This window comes from Bradyrhizobium sp. 199, from assembly GCF_023073355.1.
In the GTDB taxonomy this organism is placed as follows: Bacteria; Pseudomonadota; Alphaproteobacteria; order Rhizobiales; family Xanthobacteraceae; genus Bradyrhizobium.
This window is the reverse complement of sequence record NZ_JADPJI010000009.1, coordinates 15,488-38,114: the sequence shown is the minus strand read 5'-3', so window position 1 is coordinate 38,114 and position 22,627 is coordinate 15,488. Positions and strand designations below refer to the sequence as shown.

General features: G+C 64.5%; 18 protein-coding genes and 1 pseudogene. 7 read left to right on the top strand and 12 right to left on the bottom strand.

The window, feature by feature from the left end; translation table 11 throughout:
- Positions 1-56: 56 nt before the first annotated feature.
- Genes IVB28_RS26900 through IVB28_RS26890 form a run of 3 tightly spaced genes read right to left on the bottom strand, consistent with a single transcriptional unit; the run spans position 57 to position 3,298 of the window.
- Complete coding sequence (locus tag IVB28_RS26900; protein WP_247530216.1) at positions 57-842, bottom strand: fumarylacetoacetate hydrolase family protein; 786 nt, start codon at positions 840-842, stop codon at positions 57-59.
- Between the two features lie 15 nt (positions 843-857).
- On the bottom strand, positions 858-2,225 hold the full coding sequence (locus IVB28_RS26895) for an LLM class flavin-dependent oxidoreductase (RefSeq protein WP_247530215.1): 1,368 nt from the start codon (positions 2,223-2,225) through the stop codon (positions 858-860).
- 20 nt (positions 2,226-2,245) lie between these two features.
- Complete coding sequence (locus IVB28_RS26890) at positions 2,246-3,298, bottom strand: Ldh family oxidoreductase (protein WP_247530214.1); 1,053 nt, start codon at positions 3,296-3,298, stop codon at positions 2,246-2,248.
- A 295-nt stretch (positions 3,299-3,593) separates the two neighbouring features.
- On the opposite strand from IVB28_RS26890, the gene IVB28_RS26885 reads away from it, so the two are divergent.
- Complete coding sequence (locus IVB28_RS26885; RefSeq protein WP_247530213.1) at positions 3,594-7,709, top strand: GAF domain-containing protein; 4,116 nt, start codon at positions 3,594-3,596, stop codon at positions 7,707-7,709.
- Here IVB28_RS26885 and IVB28_RS26880 read toward each other — a convergent pair.
- The 5 genes from IVB28_RS26880 to IVB28_RS26860 form a co-directional block, all read right to left on the bottom strand.
- Positions 7,683-8,024, bottom strand: a complete 342-nt coding sequence (locus IVB28_RS26880; RefSeq protein WP_247530212.1) for a hypothetical protein — start codon at positions 8,022-8,024, stop codon at positions 7,683-7,685. The two genes, IVB28_RS26885 and IVB28_RS26880, sit on opposite strands and share 27 nt — an antisense overlap.
- A 217-nt stretch (positions 8,025-8,241) precedes the next feature.
- Positions 8,242-9,234, bottom strand: a complete 993-nt coding sequence (galE, locus tag IVB28_RS26875) for a UDP-glucose 4-epimerase GalE (protein WP_247530211.1) — start codon at positions 9,232-9,234, stop codon at positions 8,242-8,244.
- A gap of 19 nt (positions 9,235-9,253) precedes the next feature.
- Complete coding sequence (locus IVB28_RS26870; protein ID WP_247530209.1) at positions 9,254-10,057, bottom strand: WecB/TagA/CpsF family glycosyltransferase; 804 nt, start codon at positions 10,055-10,057, stop codon at positions 9,254-9,256.
- Positions 10,050-12,416: an exopolysaccharide transport family protein gene (locus IVB28_RS26865; protein WP_247530207.1), complete on the bottom strand. Its 2,367-nt coding sequence runs from the start codon at positions 12,414-12,416 to the stop codon at positions 10,050-10,052. The genes IVB28_RS26870 and IVB28_RS26865 overlap by 8 nt, the downstream gene beginning before the upstream one ends.
- A 282-nt stretch (positions 12,417-12,698) precedes the next feature.
- Positions 12,699-13,499, bottom strand: a complete 801-nt coding sequence (locus tag IVB28_RS26860) for a class I SAM-dependent methyltransferase (RefSeq protein WP_247530206.1) — start codon at positions 13,497-13,499, stop codon at positions 12,699-12,701.
- A 163-nt stretch (positions 13,500-13,662) separates the two neighbouring features.
- Here IVB28_RS26860 and IVB28_RS26855 point away from each other — a divergent pair, with 163 nt between their 5' ends.
- Positions 13,663-13,887 carry a hypothetical protein gene (locus tag IVB28_RS26855; RefSeq protein ID WP_247530205.1) on the top strand — a complete coding sequence of 75 codons (225 nt, stop codon included), beginning with the start codon at positions 13,663-13,665 and terminating at the stop codon, positions 13,885-13,887.
- Between the two features lie 6 nt (positions 13,888-13,893).
- Positions 13,894-14,922: a glycosyltransferase family 2 protein gene (locus IVB28_RS26850; RefSeq protein WP_247530204.1), complete on the top strand. Its 1,029-nt coding sequence runs from the start codon at positions 13,894-13,896 to the stop codon at positions 14,920-14,922.
- A gap of 15 nt (positions 14,923-14,937) precedes the next feature.
- On the opposite strand, the gene IVB28_RS26845 is transcribed toward IVB28_RS26850, so the two are convergent.
- Entirely contained in the window at positions 14,938-15,924 is a 987-nt protein-coding gene (locus tag IVB28_RS26845; RefSeq protein ID WP_247530203.1) for a glycosyltransferase, read from the bottom strand.
- A gap of 247 nt (positions 15,925-16,171) precedes the next feature.
- On the opposite strand from IVB28_RS26845, the gene IVB28_RS26840 reads away from it, so the two are divergent.
- The 4 genes and pseudogenes from IVB28_RS26840 (at position 16,172) to IVB28_RS26825 (ending at position 20,881) form a co-directional block, all read left to right on the top strand.
- On the top strand, positions 16,172-17,272 hold the full coding sequence (locus IVB28_RS26840) for a glycosyltransferase family 1 protein (RefSeq protein ID WP_247530202.1): 1,101 nt from the start codon (positions 16,172-16,174) through the stop codon (positions 17,270-17,272).
- A gap of 27 nt (positions 17,273-17,299) precedes the next feature.
- Positions 17,300-18,652 (top strand): O-antigen ligase, encoded by a 1,353-nt coding sequence (locus tag IVB28_RS26835; RefSeq protein ID WP_247530394.1) that lies wholly within the window; start codon positions 17,300-17,302, stop codon positions 18,650-18,652.
- Positions 18,653-18,770: 118 nt separating this feature from the next.
- A complete protein-coding gene (locus IVB28_RS26830; RefSeq protein ID WP_247530201.1) occupies positions 18,771-19,916 on the top strand; it encodes a GNAT family N-acetyltransferase in 1,146 nt (381 codons plus the stop codon).
- Between the two features lie 82 nt (positions 19,917-19,998).
- Positions 19,999-20,881 (top strand): annotated as a pseudogene (locus IVB28_RS26825) (methyltransferase).
- Here IVB28_RS26825 and IVB28_RS26820 read toward each other — a convergent pair.
- The 3 genes from IVB28_RS26820 to IVB28_RS26810 all read right to left on the bottom strand — a co-directional run bounded on the left by IVB28_RS26820 (position 20,878) and on the right by IVB28_RS26810 (position 22,617).
- The gene (locus IVB28_RS26820) at positions 20,878-21,111 is read right to left on the bottom strand and encodes a hypothetical protein (protein WP_247530200.1); all 234 of its coding nucleotides are present in this window, start codon (positions 21,109-21,111) and stop codon (positions 20,878-20,880) included. The pseudogene IVB28_RS26825 and the gene IVB28_RS26820 sit on opposite strands and share 4 nt — an antisense overlap.
- A 41-nt stretch (positions 21,112-21,152) precedes the next feature.
- A complete protein-coding gene (gene wrbA / locus IVB28_RS26815; protein ID WP_247530199.1) occupies positions 21,153-21,752 on the bottom strand; it encodes an NAD(P)H:quinone oxidoreductase in 600 nt (199 codons plus the stop codon).
- Between the two features lie 166 nt (positions 21,753-21,918).
- Complete coding sequence (locus tag IVB28_RS26810) at positions 21,919-22,617, bottom strand: pirin family protein (protein WP_247530197.1); 699 nt, start codon at positions 22,615-22,617, stop codon at positions 21,919-21,921.
- Positions 22,618-22,627 lie beyond the last annotated feature (10 nt).

The window sequence follows — 22,627 nt, the reverse complement described above, 5'->3', positions numbered from 1 at the left end:
TTCGCGACGAACCGAGGTGATGGGTTTCGCTGCGCTCTATCCATCCTACGGCAGGATCACCGCCCCTCCCGCACAAACCTGTTCCGCAACGTCCCGACACCCGTGATCTCGATCTCCACGACGTCACCGTGCTTGATATCCGGCGATGCACCGTCCGTGCCCATCCAGATCACATCGCCGGGCCATAGCGTGAAATATTTGGTCAGCTCGACCAGGAACGGCACCACGCCGAAGATCATGTCGGCGGTAGCGAAGCGGTTGGTTTCCTGGCCGTTGACCCGCACGATCGTTTTCATTTTGTCGAGATCGGCCTCGGTTTCGATCCACGGGCCCATCGGCTTGAACGTGTCGGCGTTCTTCGAGCGCCACAGGCCGCGATCGGCCTTCTGCCAGCTGCGCTCGCTGACATCGTTGCCGATGGTGTAGCCGAACACGCAATCCATCGCGTTCGCCTTGGTGAGATGCTTGACCTTCTTGCCGATGACGACGACGAGCTCGCCTTCATAGTGGATCTTGTCGGTCGCGAAGGACGGGATCACGACGTCCTCGTCATGCGCGATCAGGGCGTTCTGGGCGCGGTAGCCGATCTCGGGCCGGTCGGGGACCGCCGGCACCTCGCCGCGCTTGTCCGCGGCTTCCTTCAGGTGCTTTAGATAGTTCAGGCCGACGCAATAGAAGGTACGCGGAATCAGCGGCAGTTCGATCTTGACCTGCGACAGGGGATGCGCGCGCGAGGTGCGTTGCCATTCGCCGAAGGGATCGCCGTCGACCGCGATCACCCGGTCGCCCTCGGCGATTCCCCAACACGTCTTGTCCGAGGCGGTGAATTTCAGCCAGCGCATGTCGTACCCTCGCACTTATTCTGCGGCATCGCGCGGCTGCACCTTCCAGGCGCCCGCCGCGGGGCGGTTCAGTCCGAGATTTTCGCGGAGCGTCTTGCCGCGATAGTCTCTCTGGAACAGGCCGCGGCGCTGCAACTCCGGTACGATATGTTGCACGAAATCGGCGTAGGAGCCGGGTACGTAGGTCGCAGCGATGACGAAACCGTCGCAGCCACGCTCCACGAACATCTCCTCCAGTCTGTCCGCGATCTCCTTGGGGCCGCCGACTATCGCGTCCTGAACCTGGCCGCGGCCGGAAAAGGTGACGAAGTCGCGCGCGCTCGGGTTGCTCTTGCCGGAATTCTTCAGCACGCCATCGCGAATGCCCAGAATGCCCTGCATGCTCTTCAATTCTTCGCTCGTCAGCGGCTCATCGAGGTCTTTGGAGGCGAAATCATAGTTGAGTGCTTCGGCCAGCAGCGACAGCGCATCGATCTGGAGCGGCAGCTTGTTGATCAGCGCCATCCTGTCCTCAGCCTCGGCTTTGGTGGCAGCGCAGACGGGCGTCGTCAAATTGCAGAGCAACATCTGGTCGGGATCACGGCCGGCCTTGGCCGCTTCGTCACGCACGGACGCATAGCCGTCCTTGGCAGCAGTGAGATTACGCGCGGCGGTGAAGATCACCTCGCCCCATCGCCCCGCGAAGCGCTGGCCGCGGCCGGATGCGCCGGCCTGGATGATCACGGGATGGCCCTGATCCGAGCGCGGTACGGTGAAGGGACCGCGTGACTTGAATGCCGGTCCTCTGTGATCGAGCCGCTTCACCTTGCTCGGATCGGCAAACCGGCCGCTTTGCTTGTCCATGATGAGCGCGCCGTCTTCCCAAGTGTCCCAATGGCCGAGCACGACTTCCATGAATTCGTCGGCGCGGTCGTAGCGGGCATCGTGCTCGGGATGAGAATCCCGGCCCATGTTGAAGGCCTCGCCGTCATTGAGTGAGGTCACGACGTTCCAGCCGGCACGACCGCCGGACATCAAATCGAGGGTTGCGAAGCGCCGGGCGATGTCGAAAGGTTCGAAATAAGTCGTCGAGCCGGTCGCCCCAAGGCCGAGCTTCTCGGTGACCATGCCCATCGTGGTCAGCACGATCAGGGGATCCATCTTCACGCAGCGGATGCCGTATTCGACGGTGTGGGCGTGGTCGTTGCCGTAGCGGTCCGGCATTGCCAGGCGGTCGTCGAAGAAGGCCATGTGGAATTTGCCGGCTTCGAGAATCCTGGCGATCTCCTGATAATAGTCCGCCGACATGGAATCCTCGCGCGAGTCCGGATGCCGCCACGAACTCGGCAAGTTGGTGCAGTTCTGCGCCTGAAGGAAGCCGACCAGGACCATCTGTCGCGTCATGCTGCTGTTCTCCAAATCCGTCAGGCCAGATCGAGCACTGTTTCGAGCCGGTATTCCCGCGCCAGGGTGCGCAGCTTTTCCCAGGTCGCATCCTCGACCTCGATGCCGTCGCGCTGGCGCTGCTGCTCGCGCACGCCTTCGATCTCGCCGGGATAGTAGACGCCGTTGCTGCCTTCGGACGGCGGCGTCGATTTCAGATAGCGCGCGAATTCGGCGACCTCGCGTTTAAAGTCCTTCAGCGGGCGGAATGCCGCGACATTGAACACCGCCATGAAGCAGCCGTCGTTGTGACGGCCTGTGGGCTCGACACCGAAGCCGAGGCCGGTGAGCAGGCCGCACAGCACCTCGACCATGGCGGCAAGGCCGCTGCCTTTGTAGCCCTCGGTGCCGCCGAGCGGCAGTAGCGCGCCGCCCTTGCGGTATTGGGCCGGATCTGTGGTGTGACGGCCCTCAGCATCGATGATCCAGCCCGTCGGAATCTGCTCGCCGCGGGCGACCGCGAGCTGGATCTTGCCGGCTGCGACCGCCGAGGTCGCCATGTCGAGATAGAACGGCGCATCCAGGTCGGACGGTACGGCGATCGAGATCGGGTTGGTGCCGAGCCGCGCCTCCTTGCCGCCGAACGGCGCCACGTGCTTCGGCGAGCGGCCCGAATCCGCCGTCGCGATCCCGATCATGCCTGCGCGCATTGCCATCAGCGGATAGGCGGCGAGGCGGCCGACATGGCTCTGCCGAAACACCGTGCAGGCGGCGACGTTCGCCGTCTTCGCCTTTTCGATCGTCAGCGCCATTGCCTTGGCGTTGACGTGGAAGCCGAACCCCCAATGGCCGTCGATCACGGTCGTGGTCGGCGACTCCTGGACGATGGTCCATTCGGCGCCGGGAGCGATGTGGCCGGCTTTGATCCGGTCGATATAGGTGGGAATGGCGATCACCCCGTGCGAGTCATGACCGGCGAGATTGGCGTTGACGCAGCCGGCCGCCACCGCGTCGGCCTCTTCCTCGGACGCCCCGGCGGCACGGAGCAGAGCGGCGCTGATGCGCGTGAGGCGATCGGCTCTGACGATCGGCATGGCGTTCCCTCGGCTTGGTACCCTTAACGGGCTGCTTGTTGGCCGCCATCGTCTCAAAGCGCCGCCGCGATATCAATCTCCCGTAAACCAATACAGGGCTGCAAATTCGGCAAGAGAGCGCGCCTTTGGTCGAAGCTTCGTCTCGTGCGGCGGTATTTTCGGCAGTTTCGCGCCCCTCGTTCGCAGCTCGTTCACTTTGATAGACGGTTTGCAGCGCGCAATAACGACCACTTAGGCGATCGCCAGTCATAACGTCAGCGGGAAAAAGCGGCAGAAATGCCCGGGAGTTGAGATCGTGCCGACGACACTCGCGCGCACCTTTGCGGCGTTGAGCGCCATCAACGAAGCGATTCTCTACGCGAAATCGCCGGACGAGCTGTACCAGAAGGTCTGCGACGCCGGATTTTCGAGTGGGGACTTCTTGGCGGTCGCCGTGTTCCTCGTGGAGCCGGACGGCCGGCGGCTCCGCTTTGCGGCTGGTACCGGCGATGACGTGGCGCGGCTGAGCGCGATCGAGATTACCGCGGAAGCCGGCACGCCGGAAGGCTTGGGCGTCGGGGGCGAGGCGTTCCGGAACCAGAAGCTCTGCATCAGCAACGATTTCCTGAACGATCCGCGTTCGCTGGCGTGGCGCGACGGCGCGGTGGCCGCGGGTGTCGGCGCAGCCGCGGCGCTACCCCTGATCTGCCTCGGGCGCAGTATCGGGGTGCTATATGTTACGCGGTCGGGGGCCGGCTCGCTCGACGAGGCGATGGTCTCGTTGTTCGAGCGGATGTCGGCCAATATCTCTCATGCGCTGGACAGCTTCGCGACCGAGAGAGCCCGCCTGGATGGCGAGCGGGCAGTGCGGCGGCTTAACCGCATGTTCGGCGCGCTTAGTGCGACGAACGAAGCAATCCTGCACGCCAGCACTGAACTGGACTTGTATCAGCGAGTCTGCGATGCCGCTGTGTATAGCGGCAAATCGCTTGCTACTTTCGTTCTGCTGCGGGAGGCGAATTCGCAATGGCTGACGCCGGTGGCCGCGACCGGACAAAATCTGGATTTGATCAGACAGTCGCGCTACTCGATCGATCCAGAGAGTCCCTACGGCAAGGGCATCACCGGCGAGGTATTCCGGACGCAGAAAGCCATTGTCGAGGACGACCTCGTCAGTCGCACCAAGGGCACGACCTGGGAGCAGACCAACGTCAATGCCGGCACGGTCGCCTGCGTCGCCGCTCCGTTGATCAAGCGTGACACCAGCGTCGGCGTGCTGTTCTTCTTCGTAAGCAAATCCTGGGCGAAAGACGAAGGCATCGTCGCACTGTTGCTGCGAATGACCGAGAACGTATGCTTTGCGCTTGAGAACTTTGACCGCGACAAGGAGAAGGCCCAGATCGCCCTGGAGGAGGACCGGCTGGCGCGCATGTACGCGGCGCTAAGCGCGACGAACGAAGCCATTCTGCGGGCAAAGTCGCGCAGCGAATTGTTGGATCTGGTTTGCGAAGCCACAGTGCAGGGCGCCAAGTTCGCCTCGACCTCCATTGCGTTGCTTGACCGCGACGCGGGACTGCTCCGCGTTGTCGCCTCGTTTGGACCGAACGCGGACGAGGTCCGATCCTTCACACTGTCGGTCAGCGACGAGGTTGCGGAGGGACGGGGGCTGACCGGCACTGCGTTCCGGACGCGGCAACCCTGCATCAGCAACGACGTGCTGGCAGACACCCGTCTCGAGCCGTGGCACGCCAGCGCGCGCCGCAATGGCATTGCGTCGTCAACCGCGCTGCCGCTGTTCAATGGCGACAGGGTCGAAGGTGTATTCCTGTTCAATTCGCCCGAGTGCGGCACTTTCACGGACGAATTCGTCGAGTTGTTGAGCAAGCTCCAGGCCAATGTCGCCTTCGCGCTGGAGAACCTCGATCGTGCCGACGAGAAGGCGCGGGCCGACAAGCAGCGTAACAGGTTGAGCGGCATGTTCGAGGCGCTGAGCGCCACGAACGAGGCGATCATGCGCGCCAAGACGCGCGATGAGCTGTTCGAAGGAGCGTGCCAGGCAGCGGTGCTCGGCGGCGTGTTCGCCTCGGCGACAATCGGCATTATGGACGACAAGCGTGAACTCGTCCAAGTGGTTGCCGTAAAGGGACGCCTCCAAGAGCGAATGGTTGGACGCACCTGCAACGTCTCTCCCGATCATCCCGAGGGGCAGGGAATCATCGGCATGTCGTTGCGCACGCGAGGGCCCAGTGTGATCAACGATTATCTCCACGATCCCCGAGCGGCGCATTGGCATACCAAGGCAACCGAGGACGGGACCCGCGCCGCTGCAAGCTTCCCGCTTCTCCGCGCCGGCCAGGAGCCGATCGGCATCCTGCTGTTTCTTGCCCCGGAGGAAGATACATTCACGCCCGATCTGGTCGAGCTGCTGGCTCGCCTCGCGGAAAATGTCTCGTTCGCGCTCGACAATTTCGATCGCGCCGAGGAAAAGGCCCGCACCGAGGCGCAGAAGGAGCGGCTGACGCGCATGTTCGCCGCCCTGAGCGCGACCAACGAGGCGATCATGCGGGCGAAATCGCGCGCCGAGTTGTTCGACCTTGTGTGCCTTGCGGCGTCGAACGGCGCCAAGTTCACCTCGACGACCATCGCGCTCGCCAGCGCCGACAGCGACCAGCTCAAGATCGTATCCAGCGCCGGACCGTCGTCCGACACCACCCGCAATGTCCGTCTCTCCATCGATCCCGAGCGGCCCGAAGGGCGCGGGATGAGCGGCACGGCGTTCCGCACGCGCCAGCCCTGCATCAGCAATGACTACCTCAACGACGATCGCGTCCGTGCCTTTCATGCCGTCGTGCGCAGTGACGGCGCGCGCTCGGGCGCGGCATTTCCGCTCGTCGTCCACGACCAGGCCGTTGGTGTCATGATCTACATGTCGACCGAGCCCGGCACCTTCACGGCCGAATTCGTCGAGCTGTTGCAGCGTCTTGCCGAGAACGTGTCCTTTGCGATGGAGAATTTCGATCGCGCCGACGCCAAGAACGAGGCGGACGAGCGCATCGAGTACCTCGCCTCGCATGACAGCCTGACGGACCTTCCGAATCGCGAGACCTTCAACGGGCTTTTGCGCGAGGCGATCGACGCGGCAGAGCGTCACGATCATCGTTTTGCGGTGCTGTTCATCGATCTCGACCGTTTCAAGGTCATCAACGATTCGCTGGGGCATGAGGCCGGCGACCTCCTTCTGCTGGAAGTGGCGAACCGGCTGCGTAGCGCACTGCGGGCAAGCGACGTGGTGGCGCGGCTCGGCGGCGACGAGTTCGTGGTAATCCTGGATCAATGCGGCGAGATCGATGAGGTCCAGCGCATCGCGACCGGGCTCCTGACGGCACTCGCCGAGCCCATGGAGCTGGCCGGGCACGAGTGCCACACCACGGCTTCGATCGGCATCGCGATGTATCCGGCCAACGGTTCCGACGCGCAGACGCTGACCAAGAACGCCGACATGGCGATGTATCTTGCGAAGGAGGACGGCAAGAACGGCTACCGCTTCTTCTCGAAGGAAGTGAAGACGCAGTCGATCGAACGACTCTCGCTGGAGAGCGCGCTGCGCCGGGCGCTGGAGCGCGAGCAGTTTTCCTTGAACTACCAGCCCAAGGTGGAGATGGAGACCGGCCAGATCACCGGCGTGGAAGCGTTGTTGCGCTGGACGCACCCTGACCTCGGCAACGTCTCACCGGCGCAGTTCATCCCGCTTGCGGAGGAAACCGGGCTGATCGTGCCGATCGGCCGCTGGGTGCTCAACGAGGCCTGCGCGCAGGCCATGGCCTGGCAGCGCGGCGGTCTGTTGCCGCTGTCGATGGCGGTCAACCTGTCGCCGCGGCAGTTCGCCGACGAGCATCTGTTGCAGGACATCGACGAAGCGCTGGCCGCCAGCGGCATGTCGCCGGTGCTGCTCCAGCTCGAGGTCACCGAGAGCATGATGATGCGCAACGTCGGTCGCGCGCTCAAGGTACTCGACGCTATCCAGAGCCGCGGCATTCGCCTTGCCATCGACGATTTCGGCACCGGCTATTCGTCGATGTCGCTGATGAAGCATTTCCCGATCGACACCATCAAGATCGACCGTTCCTTCGTGCGGGACCTGCCGCAGGATTCGGAAGACCAGGCGATCGCGCAAGCGATCATCAGCATGGGCAAGGCGCTCGGCATGACCGTCGTCGCCGAAGGTGTCGAGAACGTCGAGCAGGAGGCGTTCCTGCGCAGCCATGGTTGCGATGAGATGCAAGGCTTCCTCATCTCCAGGCCCTTGCCGGCGCGGCAGATGGCCGAGCTGCTGCGGCCGATGGTGCTGCCCGCGGCGCCGCCGCTTCAACCGGAGCAGGATCTTGCCGTGACCGGAGCCACAGCGTTACGGCTGAAACGCGCTGTTGTTTGACGGCTGCGGGTGCAGCTCGCGAGTCTCGTCATCCTTGCTTTCCGCCTTGCGTGGAAAATCGTCCGGCCACGGCAGTGAGGTCTGATCCTCGAACAGCGCGAGAAGCAGGCGCACTCCGTCGGCAAAGGTCGATCCCTCGCTGAGGCCGAGCGCGCACGCCCACGCACTTGGCATCGGCTGGTGCACGTCGCGCACCGCCATCGCGGGTCCCCACCACCAGGCCGGCGCCGGCGACCGTTCGTCCTCGGGCACGGCGAGCCAGCGGGCGAACTCGTTCATAACGCGCTCGAATTGCAGGCTCGCGGCCGGATGCATTGTCTCCGTGCTCCTTGTCGCGCCTGGAAGCAAGCGGTGCGCGCACTCGGTTCGTGGTCTTCAAGTTTTGAAAAACGGCGCGGAGCCCGGTGTGCCGCACCCATCGGCGGCCATACCACAAACATGCGGCGCCCAGAGAAGCGGCCGCCGCCGGTCGTCACAGTCTCTTTCTCTTTAGCGGCTCAAGGTGCCTGCCGGCAAGCTGCAATACGGCCGCCTAACGCGGCGGCAACGGATGCGCCTTCTGATGCCAGGCCCAGGCGGTGCGGATGACCGTAGGCAGATCGGAGTGACGCGGCACGAAGTTCAGCACCTTCCGGGCTGCGGAGGGATCGGCCACAAGATAAGTGGGATCGCCGGCGCGGCGCGGCTTGACGGTGTGGGGCACCTCGCGCCCGGTCTCCTGCCTGATGGCGTTGAGGATCTCGCGCACGGAAAAGCCGGAACCGGTGCCGAGATTGAAGCTGCCGCCGGCATGTCCCTCTTGCAGAAGCTTCAGCGCCGCGACATGCGCCGCTGCTAGGTCGGTGACGTGGATGTAGTCGCGGATCGCGGTTCCATCCGGCGTGTCGTAGTCGTCGCCGAACACCGCAAACTCGGCATGGCCCTGCAGCGCCATCATGGCGCGGGGAATGAGGTGAGTTTCGTTGTCGCGCAGCTCGCCGATGCCGCCGGCCGGATCGGCGCCGCTGGCGTTGAAATAACGCAGGCAGAATGCGCCAAATCCATAGGCTGAGCGGTAATCGACGAGCATCCGCTCGATCATCCATTTCGATGCGCCGTAGGGGTTGATCGGGGCGCATGGAAAATCTTCCGGCAGCTCCTTGGAATCGGCATTGCCGTAGACGGCGCCGGTCGAGGAGAACACGATGCGATGGCAGCCGGCGTTGCGCATCGCCTGCAACAGCGACAGCGTTCCCTGCACATTGTTGACGTAATATTTCTGCGGATCGGCCATGGATTCGCCGACGAGGCTCGCCGCCGCGAAATGCATCACCGCCGTGATCTTGTGGTCGGCGAAGGTGCGGGCCAGGGCCGTGCCGTCGAGCAGATCGCCGGTCACCAGGGGGCCGGTAACGAAGCTGCGATGGCCTGTCGAGAGATTGTCATAAACGACGGGCTGGTAGCCGGCGGCGGTCAATGCGCGGCAGGCATGCGAGCCAATATAGCCCGCGCCCCCTGTGACGAGGACGGTCGGTCGGTCAGTCATGTCGTCTTCTGCTCTTCTCTTATCGGAGGGGTCGGTTGCGGCTGAAGAGAAGATAGAGCGCGCGGGGGTTGGTGGTCAAATAGCGCCAGAACAGGCGGCGCGGCTCGAGCCACGTGCGCCAGACCCATTCGAGCCCGATCTTCTGCATCCATTGCGGCGCGCGCGCGCGGCTACCGGACAAGAAGTTAAACAAGCCGCCGGATGTCTTGATAACGCCAACATTGGTGAGATGCGGCGTGAACTCCTTCACGAATGCCTGCTCGTTGGGCACGCCGAGCGCGACCCAAAGATAGTCCGGCGCAAGCGCGTTGATCTCCTCGACCTTCGCGCGCAGCGCGTCGCCCCTCAGATAGCCGTGGCTGCGCCCGACGATCCTGAGATTCGGATACATCTTCTGGACGTTCTCGACGGCCACGATGTTCTCGGCCTCGCTGGCGCCGAGCATGTAGAAGGTACGGCCGACCGCCTCCGCCTTGCGCGCGACGACGTGGAACAAATCCGTGGTCGCGACGCGCTCGGGCAGCGGAAACCAGGATTGCAGCTTCGAGGCCGCCACCAGCGGCTGACCGTCAGCGTTGATCAGGTCGGCAGCGCGGAACAGGCGTTCGGTCTGCGGCTCGGTCGAGCAGCGCGCCAGGACCTCGCCATTGGCCGAGGTCAGGAACAGCGGACGGCCGATGCGATGATCGGGATCGGTCGCCTCGATCATGAAATCGGCGGTGGCTTCCAGGTCGACCGCGGCCATGCGAAGCCCGCCGACGGTGATCCGCGGCACGTCAGCAGTTGCTGCCCGTCCGTCGAGGTTGACCCGGCGCTCAAGCATATTGTCTGCCTCGCTGGCGCGTTTCAATTGCAGGGGTGAGCTCGTCGAGCACGACGCCGACGAGCTTGCGCTCGGCGCGGCCGAGTGCGGTCAGGATCTCTTCCAGGCTGTCGTTGACGTCGAGGCTGGTCGGCAGCACCGCCACCAGCGCGTCGGTGTCGTCGAGCAGCTTGCGGCTGGCGGCCGATAGCGGCATCGCCGGGCCGTCCAGGACCACGAGGTCATAGCCGCCGGCGGCGCGCGCCTGCGCGATCGCCTTGCGGATCGATTCGGCAGCCTTGCCGGCATCGCCCTCGCTGGCCGGCAGCACCGAAATGCCGTTGATCGTCTTGATCTCGCGTGCGGCCTTGCTGCCGATCGAGAGCCAGCCGAGCCTGCTCGGCTCGCTCGTGCCGGGGAGGCTGACCCTGTTCGAGAGCGCGTGGAGCTGATGGTCGGCGTCGATCATCAGCACGCGAACGCCATCGCGCGCAGCCGCCAGTGCGAAATTCAGCGCGCTCACGCTGCGCCCGGTGGTCTCGTCGCCGCCGACGAGCGCGACGACCGGCATCGCCTTGCCGCCGGCACGCCGGGCCACAGCCGTGCGCATGTTGCGCCAGGCGTTGAGCAGCCTCGTCAGGGGAAAGCCGGGCCGTAATGTCGGCCAGCCGAGCCGGGTGAGATCGACACCGCCGCCGGTGGCGAGAATGGCGCCGAGCGTGTGAATGACTTCGGCCTCCTGAAGGCGTGCGATCAGCGGCTTTTCGATCAGGGGCTTTTCGACCATTGCGGGTTGCAGCGGTGGCGCGGCAAGTTCGGGCGGGATCTGCGCGACTTCCGGGGCCCGCGATACCTGATCAGGCCGCGACGCCTCCAGCGCCGGCGAAACCCCAGGAGCGCGCGTCTTCTCCGGCGTCGGCTTGGGCGCACGACGGGCGGGCGCGGGCGCCGCGCCGAGCAGCAGGAGTTCGACGGCGGCGAACCAGCCCGACGCCGCGAGCGCACCGAAGATGAAACCGATCATGGCGAACATGCTCATCGCCGGCGGGAACGAGCGCCGCTGCGGCACGGTCGCTTCACCGATGACGCGAGCCGCCGAGGTGTTGAGCGTCTCCTGTTCCTCGGTCTCGCGCGAGCGCTTGAGGAAGGATTGATAGACGTCGCGGCTGGCGTCGGCCTCGCGCTCGAGCTCGCGCAGGCGTACGGCGGCCTGGCTCAGCTGCACGCTCTGCCGCTTCTGCGCTTCCAGCGCCCGGTTGAGCGAGGCTTCGAAGTCGCGGGCGCGCGTCAGATCGTTCTTGGCGGACTGGGCGAAGCGGTCGATCTCTTCGTTGATGGTGCGCTTGAGATCCTCGACCTGCTTTTCGGTCTGGCGCAGCGCCGGATGGCGTGGGCCGAGCTCGCCGGCTTGCTCAGCGTACCTCTTGCGCGCATCGGCATATTGCGCGCGCAGGTTCGCGATGGTCGGCGATTGCAGCGCTTCCGAATTCGCGCCGGCATCGGCCGCCGTGCGGCGGCTGGCCTCGATCTGGTCGAGCCGCGCCTGGGCGTCCATCGTCGCTGCGCGGGCAGCGGAAAGCCGCTGGTTGCTGGCGGAGAGCTGCTGGTCGCTGATCAGCGCGTCCTGGGTGCCGACAAAATTGTTCTGGGCCTTGTAGGTGGCGAGCGCGGTCTCGGCGCTGCGCAGCCGCTCGCGCAACTCCTTGAGGCGGCCGGAGAGATCGTTGGTGGCGCGCCGTGCGGCGGAGGCCTGCGAGTTGCGGGATTCAGCGAGATAGGCGCTGGTCAGCGTGTTGGCGAGCATCGCCGCCTTCGCCGGATCCGTCGACCAGACCTCGATGTCGACGATGAAGCTCTTCTCGGTCTTACGGATCGTAATGTGCCGGTTCAGCGCCTCGAGCGCCGCAAGCTGCACCTCCTTGTTGCCAGCACCGGAGGGCGCCCGGGGCTGCAGGCCGATCAAGCCGAGCAGCGACGACATCAGGCTCCCGCCGTCCCCGCCGCCGCCGAATTCCGGGTCCTTGTCGAGGCCAGCCTGCTGGATCACCTTGAGCAGGACGCTGTTGGAGGTGATCAGTCGCGCCTGGCTCTCCACCACCATGGACATGCCGGAGACGTCCTGCGCCCGAGGCGTGAGCTCGCGGTCGACGAGCTGAAGCTCGCGCGGATCGACGTAGAGCTGGGCGGTGGCGGTGTAGCGAGGCGTCAGGCTCTTGCCCACGGTGACGGCAAGCGTTGCGCCGAGCAGAGCAGCCGCTGCAATCGCGATCTTGCGCCGCCAGAGCAGATTGGCAAGCTCCAGCACGTTGAAGCCGGCCTGAGATCTCTGTTGCGGGGGCTCGGGTCTGGTCCGATCTATCGGCTGGTTATAGTCAAGCATGATCCCCAGCTTTCATTCCAACTGCCGCAGGCTGAGGGGTTACTCTTCGCTCTACGCCATGCACCCGGGATATAGGTACCCGATCAACGCAACAGGGAAAATTAACCATACTCACTGGGGGACTATTCACCGAAATGGCAAACAAAGCGTTTAAGCCCGTGCCACTCCGCGCCGCGTGCCCGAACCGCGTCAAGCCCCTGGAGATTAACGGTTCGTTACCGCGCACGGCGTGGCCGCGAGGCTCCGCTTGTTCTGTGATGTGCCGCGCGCGCGCCATGGTGGTCAGATTTTCCGCAGGATGACGTGATAGTCGCCGCGGCGGACGTCGATGCCGTGCGGAAGCACGGCGTTCAGCATGGCGGCGCCGGCATCCACGAGGGTCGCGAACAGCGGCTTGCGCCGACGCATCTCGGGATAGCGCGGACTCTCGACCTCACGGCGGTAGATCATCTCGAGGCCGTTGGCGGCCGCGAATGCTTCGAGCCGGGGCAGCGTCACCAGCGCGTGAAAGAAGGTCGGGAATGGTGGCTCGCCGGGCAGACCGGCGTCCTTGATGCCGCGGATATGCCGGTAGAACCAGACGTGAAACCAGTGCGGCGAATATTTGGTGACGACGCCGGACAGCGAGCGCGGATTGGGCGCGCCGATCAGGACCATGCCGCCGCGCTTGAGCGCATCGCGGAAATTCAGAAGCGCGGCGTCGACGTTCGGCAGGTGCTCGATCACGTTGTAGCAGATCACGAGATCGAAGGTCTCGCGCCCGAAACGGTAGGTCTGCACGTCGCCGAGGATGGCCTCGTCCGCGTAGCTGTTGTTGCGGACCTGGTCCTCGTCGATATCGACGACGGTGACTTTGCTGCGGTCAAGCATTTCCGGCGGCAGGACGCTGCACGAACCGCCGCCGGCTTCGTAGATGGCGAGTTGGCCTTTCGGCAGTTCGCGGCGCAGCAAATCGTGAACGGCGAGCAGGCTGTCGCGGGCTTCACCGGGGACGAGATCGTGGAGCGCCTGGGTGTAGGCCGTGGCCGCGGGGATATGGATCGCCGTGGCTGCCGCGAAATCGATCGTGGTTGGCTTGTTCATGTTTTTTGTCCGCGCTTGTTCTAATCAAATTTACAGGAAAAAACTCGCTCGCCCGAAGAGCAAATCCGATGCCGCGCGGTCTCACCGCTTGCAGTGCTTACGGTCGCGTTAATGCGCATCCCCATTAACTACGGCATTGTTCATGTTGAACTGTTGCCGGCGCATGGACCGCGAATTGCAGTATCACGCACGGATGATTTCGCGGCAGAAACCCGCAAAAGCGGTTAAACGCATGATGTTGTTTCAGGACAGCCTGGAGATCGGCGCGAGGCGCAGGCACGCGCTTCCGATCAACCGTTCATTTTGGGGCGCATCTGTTCCGCGGCGATGTGCCGTCGCGGGACGGGTGATTGAAGCAGGGCTTTCTCAATATATCTCGGACATCTAGGACGTCATGACATTGATCCCGGCAGACCTGTCCGCCATGCGTATCTCCGATGCCGTGCGCGATCCCAACCGGGAGATCGCGGCGAGCTCCCGCATCCTCGACCTGTCGGTCGGCATCGTCGTCTGCATCCCCTGCTTCCGTCGACCGCAGCACCTGCGGCTGACGCTGGAATCACTGGTGAACCAGCGTACCCCGCGTTCCTTTGCCGTCGTCATGGTCGAGAACGACGCCGCGCAGCGCGAAAGCGCGCCGGTTGCTGCGGAGTTTCTGACGGACGGCAGGCTGCAGGGCGTCTGTCTCGTCGAGAAGCGTCAGGGCAATTGCCAGGCGATCAACGCTGCCTTCGAGACGGCGCAGGCGCTATTTCCCGCCGCAACGCGCTTCCTGATGATCGATGACGACGAGATCGCCTCGCCTGACTGGCTCGAACTGATGGTCCGTACCGCGGAAGCAACGGGCGCCGACGTCGTCGGCGGGCCGGTGCTGCCGGTGTTCGACGATGACAGCAAGCCCTGGCTTTCGCGCCATCCCGCCTTCTGTCCCGCCTACGACTACTCCGGCGCGGTGCCCCTGATCTATGGCTGCGGCAATTGCCTGATCACCCGTTCAACCTTCGAGCGGTTCGATCGTCCCGCGTTCGATCTGCGTTTCAATTTTCTCGGCGGCGGCGATTGCGATTTCTTCGTGCGGTGCCGCGATGCCGGCATGATATTCCACTGGACGGCGGAGGCCGTGATCACCGAGACCGTGCCGCAAAGCCGGACCAGCCTCGGCTGGATCGCAAAGCGTGGCCTGCGCATCGGCGCGATCAACTATCGTGTGCAATACAAGGCCGCACAAAGCCCGGCGGCGCGGGCGCGGGTGTTCGCGCAGATGCTCGGACGCTTGCCGCTGTCGCTGGTCCGCGCCGCGAGACTGTTGACGTCGTCGAAAGCCGTCGTTGCGATACACCCCCTGATGGTTGCGTTCGGCTCGCTGCTGGCGGCGCTCGGGATCGAGCCGAAGCCTTATGAGGCTTCGAAGATCGTGTCCTGACGCCGAAGCCGCCGGTCAGATGCCGAAGCGGGCGAGAGCGACCCTGACCGTGGCTCGCGGCAGCGATTTGAGCGACCGCCGGCCAATCATCTTGAGATAGCCGAAGGCATCGCGATATCGACTGAAACGGACCGCCTGCATCGCCGAATAGGTGACGAGATGAATCTCGGCGGCGAGACGCAGCCCCGCTGTCATGCGCTCGGGCAATCTCGCCAGGATCAAACCGTCGTCGAAGACCCGCGCGATTGCCGGGAAGAAATCCTTTGGCGTCCGCACCGCCGCGTTCATGGTGTTGGCGGTGTGGAGGCGATAGTCGAGTAGCAGCCTCGGTGCGAACTCGAATTCGCCGATCGCGGCAAGACGGCACCAGCAGTGCCAATCCTCACAATATCGGAGCGAGGTGTCGAAGCCACCGATGGCGCGGAAGGCCTCGGCACGTGCGAGCGCGATACCGCCATTGACGATGAAGTTGCCGGCCGCGAGCCGGGTCAGCACGTCACCAGACGGCTTGCGGCGTCCCTTCAACAGATCGCGGCGGCCGATCTGCCGTCCCTCGCTGTCGATCGTATTGTAGTCGCCATAGACCAGAACTGCGCGCGGAGCACCGCGCGCTGCCGCCAGCAATGCCGTCACTGCGCCGGGACGCAGGCGGTCGTCGGCATCGAGGAAGAGCAGCCACTCGCCGCTGGCATAGCGCGTGCCGAGATTGCGCGCCGCCGATACGCCGGCGGACTCATTGTGTATCAGGCGCAGCCGCGGGTCGTGGACGGCGCGGACGATCGCAACGGTGTCGTCGGTCGAACCGTCGTCCACGACGATCACCTCGGCGACATCACCTTGTGCCAGCGCGCTCGCGATGGTTTCGCCGACATAAGCCGCGGCGTTCTTGGCGGGAATGACGACGGACACCAACGCGCCGGAGTTCACCGGCAGCGGGAGGCGCGCAGCCGCCGCGGCGCGAGAGGCGCCCGGCAATTCGAGAACGTCTTCGGCTGTGATCAAGTTTGGGCTCGTCTTTAATGCTCTGTTAACCAGGGCGCATCGGCCGGGTGGCAACGCTGGCGATCGCAACCTCGGCTGCCTGCGGATGATACCCGCATTGCACTCGAATGGCCGTCGGGAACGCGTGCGCAGCACTGGTTTCGTAGAATAGCGTTAAGCCGCTGGCATTAAGCCTGTGGCAAATTTGGAAGAGTGCGACAGCCGGTCCCATGCGAGAATGCGCATCCGGCCGTCGCGGATGGACCCAGTGCCCGCAAAGACATTCGAACACGACCCCGATGCGATGATCCTCAATCTCTTTTATGAGGACAAGGACGACCGCTGGTTGCCCGGCGACCGCCATCTGCGTCGCATGGCTCGCCGCTTGCTGTTCGGTGAACCGCGCATGAGCGGCCAGCTTCGTGTGTTCCTCAATCTCTGTGCGGGGCTCGATCGGCTCGGTATCCGCTACCGCGTCAACGACTACGGCTATATCGCGCGGCACCCCGACGAACTCGCCTGCATCATCGGCCGCACCTTCCTGCTGGACAAGTTCGCGTGGAAGAACCCGATCCTGCTCGGGGTCGCCGCTCACAATCATCCGCTCGACGATCCTGATCTGTTCAAGCGGCTGCCGGTCAAGAAGGTCGTGGTGCCCGGCCCTTGGTACGTCGACATGTACCGGCCGTACTGGCCTGAGACCGAGGCATGGCCGGTCGGCATCGACACCGACCTCTGGGCACCATCGGAGCGAACGCAGAAGACAGTCGACGTGCTGATCTACGACAAGGTCCATTGGGACCGCGAGCGCTATGCGCCGGAGCTGATCGAACCCGTCCGCGCCCGTCTGCAAAAAGAGGGACGCTCGTTCACGGAGCTGCGCTACGGCAGCTACAAGGAGGAAGACTACCAGTCAGCGCTGGCGCGCTCGCGCGCGATGATCTTCCTGTGCCAGAACGAAAGCCAGGGCATCGCCTATCAGCAGGCGTTGTCTTGCGGCGTTCCGGTGTTCGCCTGGGATCCGGGTGGCCCATGGCGAGACCCCGATTACTATCCGCACCGCGTGCAGTTCGCGCCGGTGTCGTCCGTGCCGTACTGGGACGAGCGCTGCGGCGCCAAGTTCGTCGACGTCGCTGGATTCGAAGCGGGTTGGGATGAGTTCTGGGCCGGGTGTGCCGCAGGCATGTTCGATCCGCGCGGGTTTATCCTGGACAGTCTCACGCTGGAGCAGCGGGCGCTGCAATATTACGAGATTGCGCGGAGCATCGTGCGGCAGCCGCCGGCACTGATCTCCGGCACGCCTCATGAGGGGCGCTCAACAGGGTTGAGTCAAGACTTAGAGCCTCACCGGCGTCACCAAGTGTCTTGAGCCATGAATCGCAGCATGAACCGCAGCATGGACCGCAGCGCCGCTGAAATGACTGAGCTCGAGGCCCGATCGCTTGGCCTTGTCCTGCGCGATTGCCTGGCGCAGCTGAATGCCGTGCAGGCTGCGCGCTGTCTCGTCGCCGTCGCGTCGCTGCTGCTGGTGCTGGTGACGCTCGATCCTTTCCCGGACCTGCGCGATGCCGATGTCGCCAATGTCGTCGGCGGACGGATGGCGCTGGCCTATGTTTCCTGGGGGCTGTTGGCTGCCGTCGCGGTGCTGTTCGTTGCGACCACGGATGCGCCGGCCCTGAAGAGCCTGGTGCCGCCGCTTCACCTCTGCCTTGTGGGCTGGCTGGTCATCAACATCGTCCTCTCCGAGAGCCGCGGCGTCTCGATCCAGCGGTTTGTGCTCCTCGCAAGCGTGACATCGCTCGCCGTCCTGCTGCCATTGCTGCCGCCGACGCAGCGCAGCTTCAATCTATGCCTGGGTGCCGCTGCGCTGGTCCTGCTCGCGCTCTGCTATCTCGGCGTCTTCCTCGCGCCGCAATATTCGATCCACACCGCGCTTGATATCGCCGAGCCGCAGCTCGCCGGCGACTGGCGTGGCAGTTTTGGCCACAAGAACGTCGCCTCACCCGTGATGACGATCCTGGTCTATGTCGGCATCTATCTGTCCGCCGTGGGCGCGTTCGTGATGGGACCCGCGATCGCGGCGCTCGCCGGCATCTTCCTGATCTTCACCGGCGGCAAGACGTCGTCGGTGCTGTGCCTTGCGATCTACGTTCTCGCGTCGCTGGTCTATGTCACGCCCGGCTTGTGGCTGAAGCGGATCATCTGCTTCGTGCCGCTGATCGTGATGAACCTGTTGACGGTCGGGAGCGTCTTGAGCACCTCGCTCGTGGTCATGACGCGGCTGCTTCCGCTCGATCCGACCTTCACGGGCCGCTCCGCGATCTGGGAGTTCGCGCTCGCGGCCCTCGCCGAGAAGCCGATCACCGGTCACGGCTATGCGGCTTTCTGGGACGACGTCACTGCGCGGCAGACCGCCCAGGGCGCTGAATGGGCGACGTCGGCGGCGCACAGCCACAACAGCTATCTCGACCTTGCGGTCACCATCGGCCTGCCGGGACTGCTGCTCGTGATCCTGGTCTTCGTGCTCGCACCGCTCGGCAATTTCCAGTCAGCCCAGGCTCACAGCCGCAGTGGCGCGCTGGCAAAGCTGTTCCTGACCGTGTGGCTGTTTGGCCTGTATTACGGGGCGACCGAGACCTTCCTGCTCGAACGGCAGAATCCGATCTGGTTCATGTTCGCCCTGGCAGTGGCCGGCCTGCACTTCCTGGCGAGGTTCCAATGCGTCGCGCAGATGGAACCGAAGCCGTGACAGCTGATCGCATTCAACGCTCTCTGCCGTGCAATGGCTTAATGATAAGCGCCAATCACTGTGGCCTGCGACAAAACACAATCTATCCAGAAACAATCAGTAATCGTATGCCCCGCGGATGACGTTCCTTGGCGTCGAGCAATTGGATGGTCTTGTGTCCAGCACGTCGGGAATCGCGATCGATTTCGTGCGTGACTGGCGCGCGGCCGCTTCGCGCCTGAACGCCGGGCATCGCTCCGCTTTCCAACATGGCCACTGGCTTGGCGCCTGGTACCAGGCGTTCGACGACGTCGCGCCGTTGATTGCCTTGATCTCCGATGCCGCCACCGGCAAGGACATCGCGATGGTGCCGATGATCAGCCATGTCAGGCGCGGTATCCGCATCGTCGAATTCGCCGATCTCGGCGTCTCCGACAACAACGCGCCGATCCTGGCGCACGATGCCGTGTCGGACGTGGTGGCGACGAATGCCGTGGGCAAGGCGCTGGTCGAAGCGTTGCGCGCCTTGCCGGACGGCTTCGATCTGCTGCGCCTCAGGAAGATGCCGGCCCAGGTCGGCGGCAAACCGAACCCGCTGGTGTCGCTCGGCCGGATCGGGTCCTCCTCGCTCAACGGCAATCTCGTGCTGACGGGCGACGACTATCGAGCCTACCAGGCTTCGATCAAGCGCATACAGATGCCGCGCTGCTGGCGCGTCTTCACCCGTCATGCCGGCGCGCGGTTCGAGATCACCGCGGATGTCGGGCGCGCGCATGAACTGATGGACGTGATGGATGTCCAGCAGCAGGCGCGCATGCGAAAGCTCGGCTCGCCGTTCATCCTCAACGACAAGACCCATGCGCGATTTTATCGCGAGGTCGTTCGCCAGGGCGCCGCGGAGGGTTATGCCGTGGTCTCGGCGCTGGTGTGCGACGAGGGCACCGTCGCCACCGCGCTCGGCGTCAGGCACGCTGCGACCTATTACCTGCTCCGCATCAGCCATGGCGGCGATTCATGGTCGAGCTGCTCGCCGGGGCTGCTCGTCGCCGAGCGCACCATGGCGGCGCTGCATGCAGAGGGCGTGCGCCGTTTCGACCTCAGCATCGGCAACCAGGACTATAAGCGGCGCTTCGGCGCCGAGCGGGTGCCGCTGACCGATGTGAGCGTCGCGCTGTCCTGGCGCGGCTTGCCCTACGCGTGGCGCGACCACGCCGCGCAGGGCCTGCGCCGCCACCCCAGGCTCGCCGCTCTCGCGGCGCGGGCGATGGGCAAGGGAACGCGCTGACACGGGCGCTGCCCAGGATTGTAGCGTCACTCGATTATCGCAATCGTTGTATTATTGTCGCCTCTGTTTTACCGGAGGCGACATGGAAGATCGTTCGGCAAAATATCGCGCATTCTATGCAGTTGATCTGCGCCGCAGCGAGGGCTGCGGACCCCCGCATCGAGGAAGCCTTTCGAACAGTCAGGCGCGAGCCTTTCGTCGGGCCTGGACCGTGGTCGATTTCCCTCGGCGGCCATCCCTATGTCGTGACGCCCGATGATGATCCCGCCTTCCTATATCAGAACACGCTGCTCGCGCTCGACAGCGCGCGGAGCCTCAATATGGGGATGCCGGGTGCGCATGCCTATTGGCTGAGTGGCTGCGCTGTGAAGGAAGGCGAGACCGTGATCCAGATCGGTGCGGGTAGCGGCTATTACACCGCGATACTCGCGCATCTCGCGGGACCCGCCGGCCGTGTTCATGCCTATGAGATCGATGAACGTCTGGCAGGGTTGGCGCGCGAAAATCTGAGGGGTGTTGCCCATGCGGATGTGCGCGACCGTTCGGGCATCGTTTCCGATCTGCCCAAGGCTGACGTGATCTATGTCTGCGCGGGTGCGGCCCAGCCGGCTACCGAATGGCTCGATGCGCTGCGGCCCGGTGGGCGGCTGGTGTTTCCGCTCGCCCCTGAAGGCATGCTCGGCGGCATGCTTATGGTCACGCGCCCGGACGAGGGTGCAGTCTGGCCCGCCAAATTCCTGGGGCGTGCCCAATTCATCGGCTGCGCCGGATTGCAGGATGCGGATGCCGCCAGGCGACTGGCCGAGGCGTTCGCAAAGGGGTGGGAAAACGTGCAGTCGTTGCGGAGAGAGGGTGTTCCCGACGAGACCTGCTGGTTCGCCGGTGAAAGCTGGTGGCTTTCGACGGCAGCGGCGCCTGTCGTGACTGCACCCATTAAGTCTCACGCGGACATCACGCAGGCTTAGCGGCTGACCAGCGCATCACGCCTTCGTGCAGCCGGCGCATTGAAACGGCCGCGCGACGCTCGGAACAGGCTGCGGCAATACCAGTGCCGCGCCAGCACCCGGCGGGCCTGCGGATCATCTGTGCGATCAGCAAGAGTTCGAAAGCCATTCGTATCGCTTTGGTGAAATAACCAGTCCACAAAAATGGGCGGCATTCCCGAAAAGAACGCCGCCCGCGTCGCATCAGCCATGCGGCCGTTGTAAGTTCAACTGCGAGGCTCAGCCGTGCAGCTCAGCCATGTAGTTTCCTTGCGGTCTCCGCGATCTGGCGGCCCTGATAGCGCGCGCCGGCGAGCTCGTTGGCGCTGGGCTGGCGGCTGCCGTCGCCGCCCGTGATCGTGGTGGCGCCGTAGGGCGCGCCGCCGGTGACCTCGTCGAGCTTCATCTGACCGGCAAAGCCGTAGTTCATGCCGACGACGACCATGCCGAAATGCAGCAGGTTGGTGATGATCGAGAACAGCGTCGTCTCCTGGCCGCCATGCTGGGTCGCAGTCGAAGTGAAGGCGCCGCCGACCTTGCCGTGCAGCGCGCCCCTGGCCCAGAGGCCGCCCGCCTGGTCGAGAAAGTTCGCCATCTGCGAGGCCATGCGGCCAAAGCGGGTGCCGGTGCCGACGATGATCGCGTCGTAGTTGGCGAGCTCCTCGACCTCAGCGACGGGAGCGGCCTGATCAACCTTGTAATAGGAGGCTTTGGCGACCTCGGCCGGCACCAGCTCCGGCACGCGCTTGATGTCGACCGTGGCGCCGGCCTCGCGTGCGCCCTCGGCGACGGCGTTGGCCATGGCCTCGATGTGGCCATAGGCGGAATAATACAGGACGAGAACTTTGGTCATGGTGGTCTCCATTGTCTGATCAGTGGTATTTTGGGTCGCCGTCTTTCCGGGGCGATGCAAAGCATCGAACTACGGTGCGCAATTGCGCACCTGAGAACCTCGAGACTCCGGTCTGGCGCTTCGCGCCATCCCGTAAATGACGGGAGATGATCTGGTTGCGCCGCGCTTACGCCGCGTCGACGAGCACGATCTCCGAATCTTCCAGCGCGGTGATCTTCAGCCTGGCCTCGTCGCGGATCGCAGCGCCGTCGCGGGCGTTGACGCGGACGCCGTTGATCTCGACGGTGCCTGCCGCGGGCACGAGGTAGAGATGCCGCGACGTCTGCGGTTCGTACTCCGCGCTCTCGCCGGCTCTCAGCGTCGTGGCGAGTACCCGCGCATCGGCGCGGATCGGCAGCGCGTCCGTGTCATGCTCGAAGCCGCTCGCGATGGTCACGAGCTTGCCGGAGCGGTCCGCTTTCGGGAACGGCTTCGAGCCCCAGGTCGGCTGTCCACCGCGCGCCGTCGGCTCGATCCAGATCTGGAAGATCCGCGTCTGCGCCGGCTCGAGATTATACTCGGCGTGGCGGATGCCGCTGCCGGCGCTCATCACCTGCACGTCGCCGGCCTCGGTACGACCCTCGTTGCCGAGGCTGTCCTGGTGGGTGATCGCGCCCTCACGCACATAGGTGATGATTTCCATGTTGGCGTGAGGATGGGCGGGAAAGCCGGTGTTCGGCGCGATCTCGTCGTCGTTCCACACCCGCAGGGCGCCGTGCCCCATGTTGTTGGCGTCGTAATGGCTGCCGAAGGAGAAATGATGCTTGGCCTTGAGCCAGCCGTGGTCGGCGCCGCCGAGCTTTGCGAAAGGTCTGAGTTCGATCATGGAAGTGGTT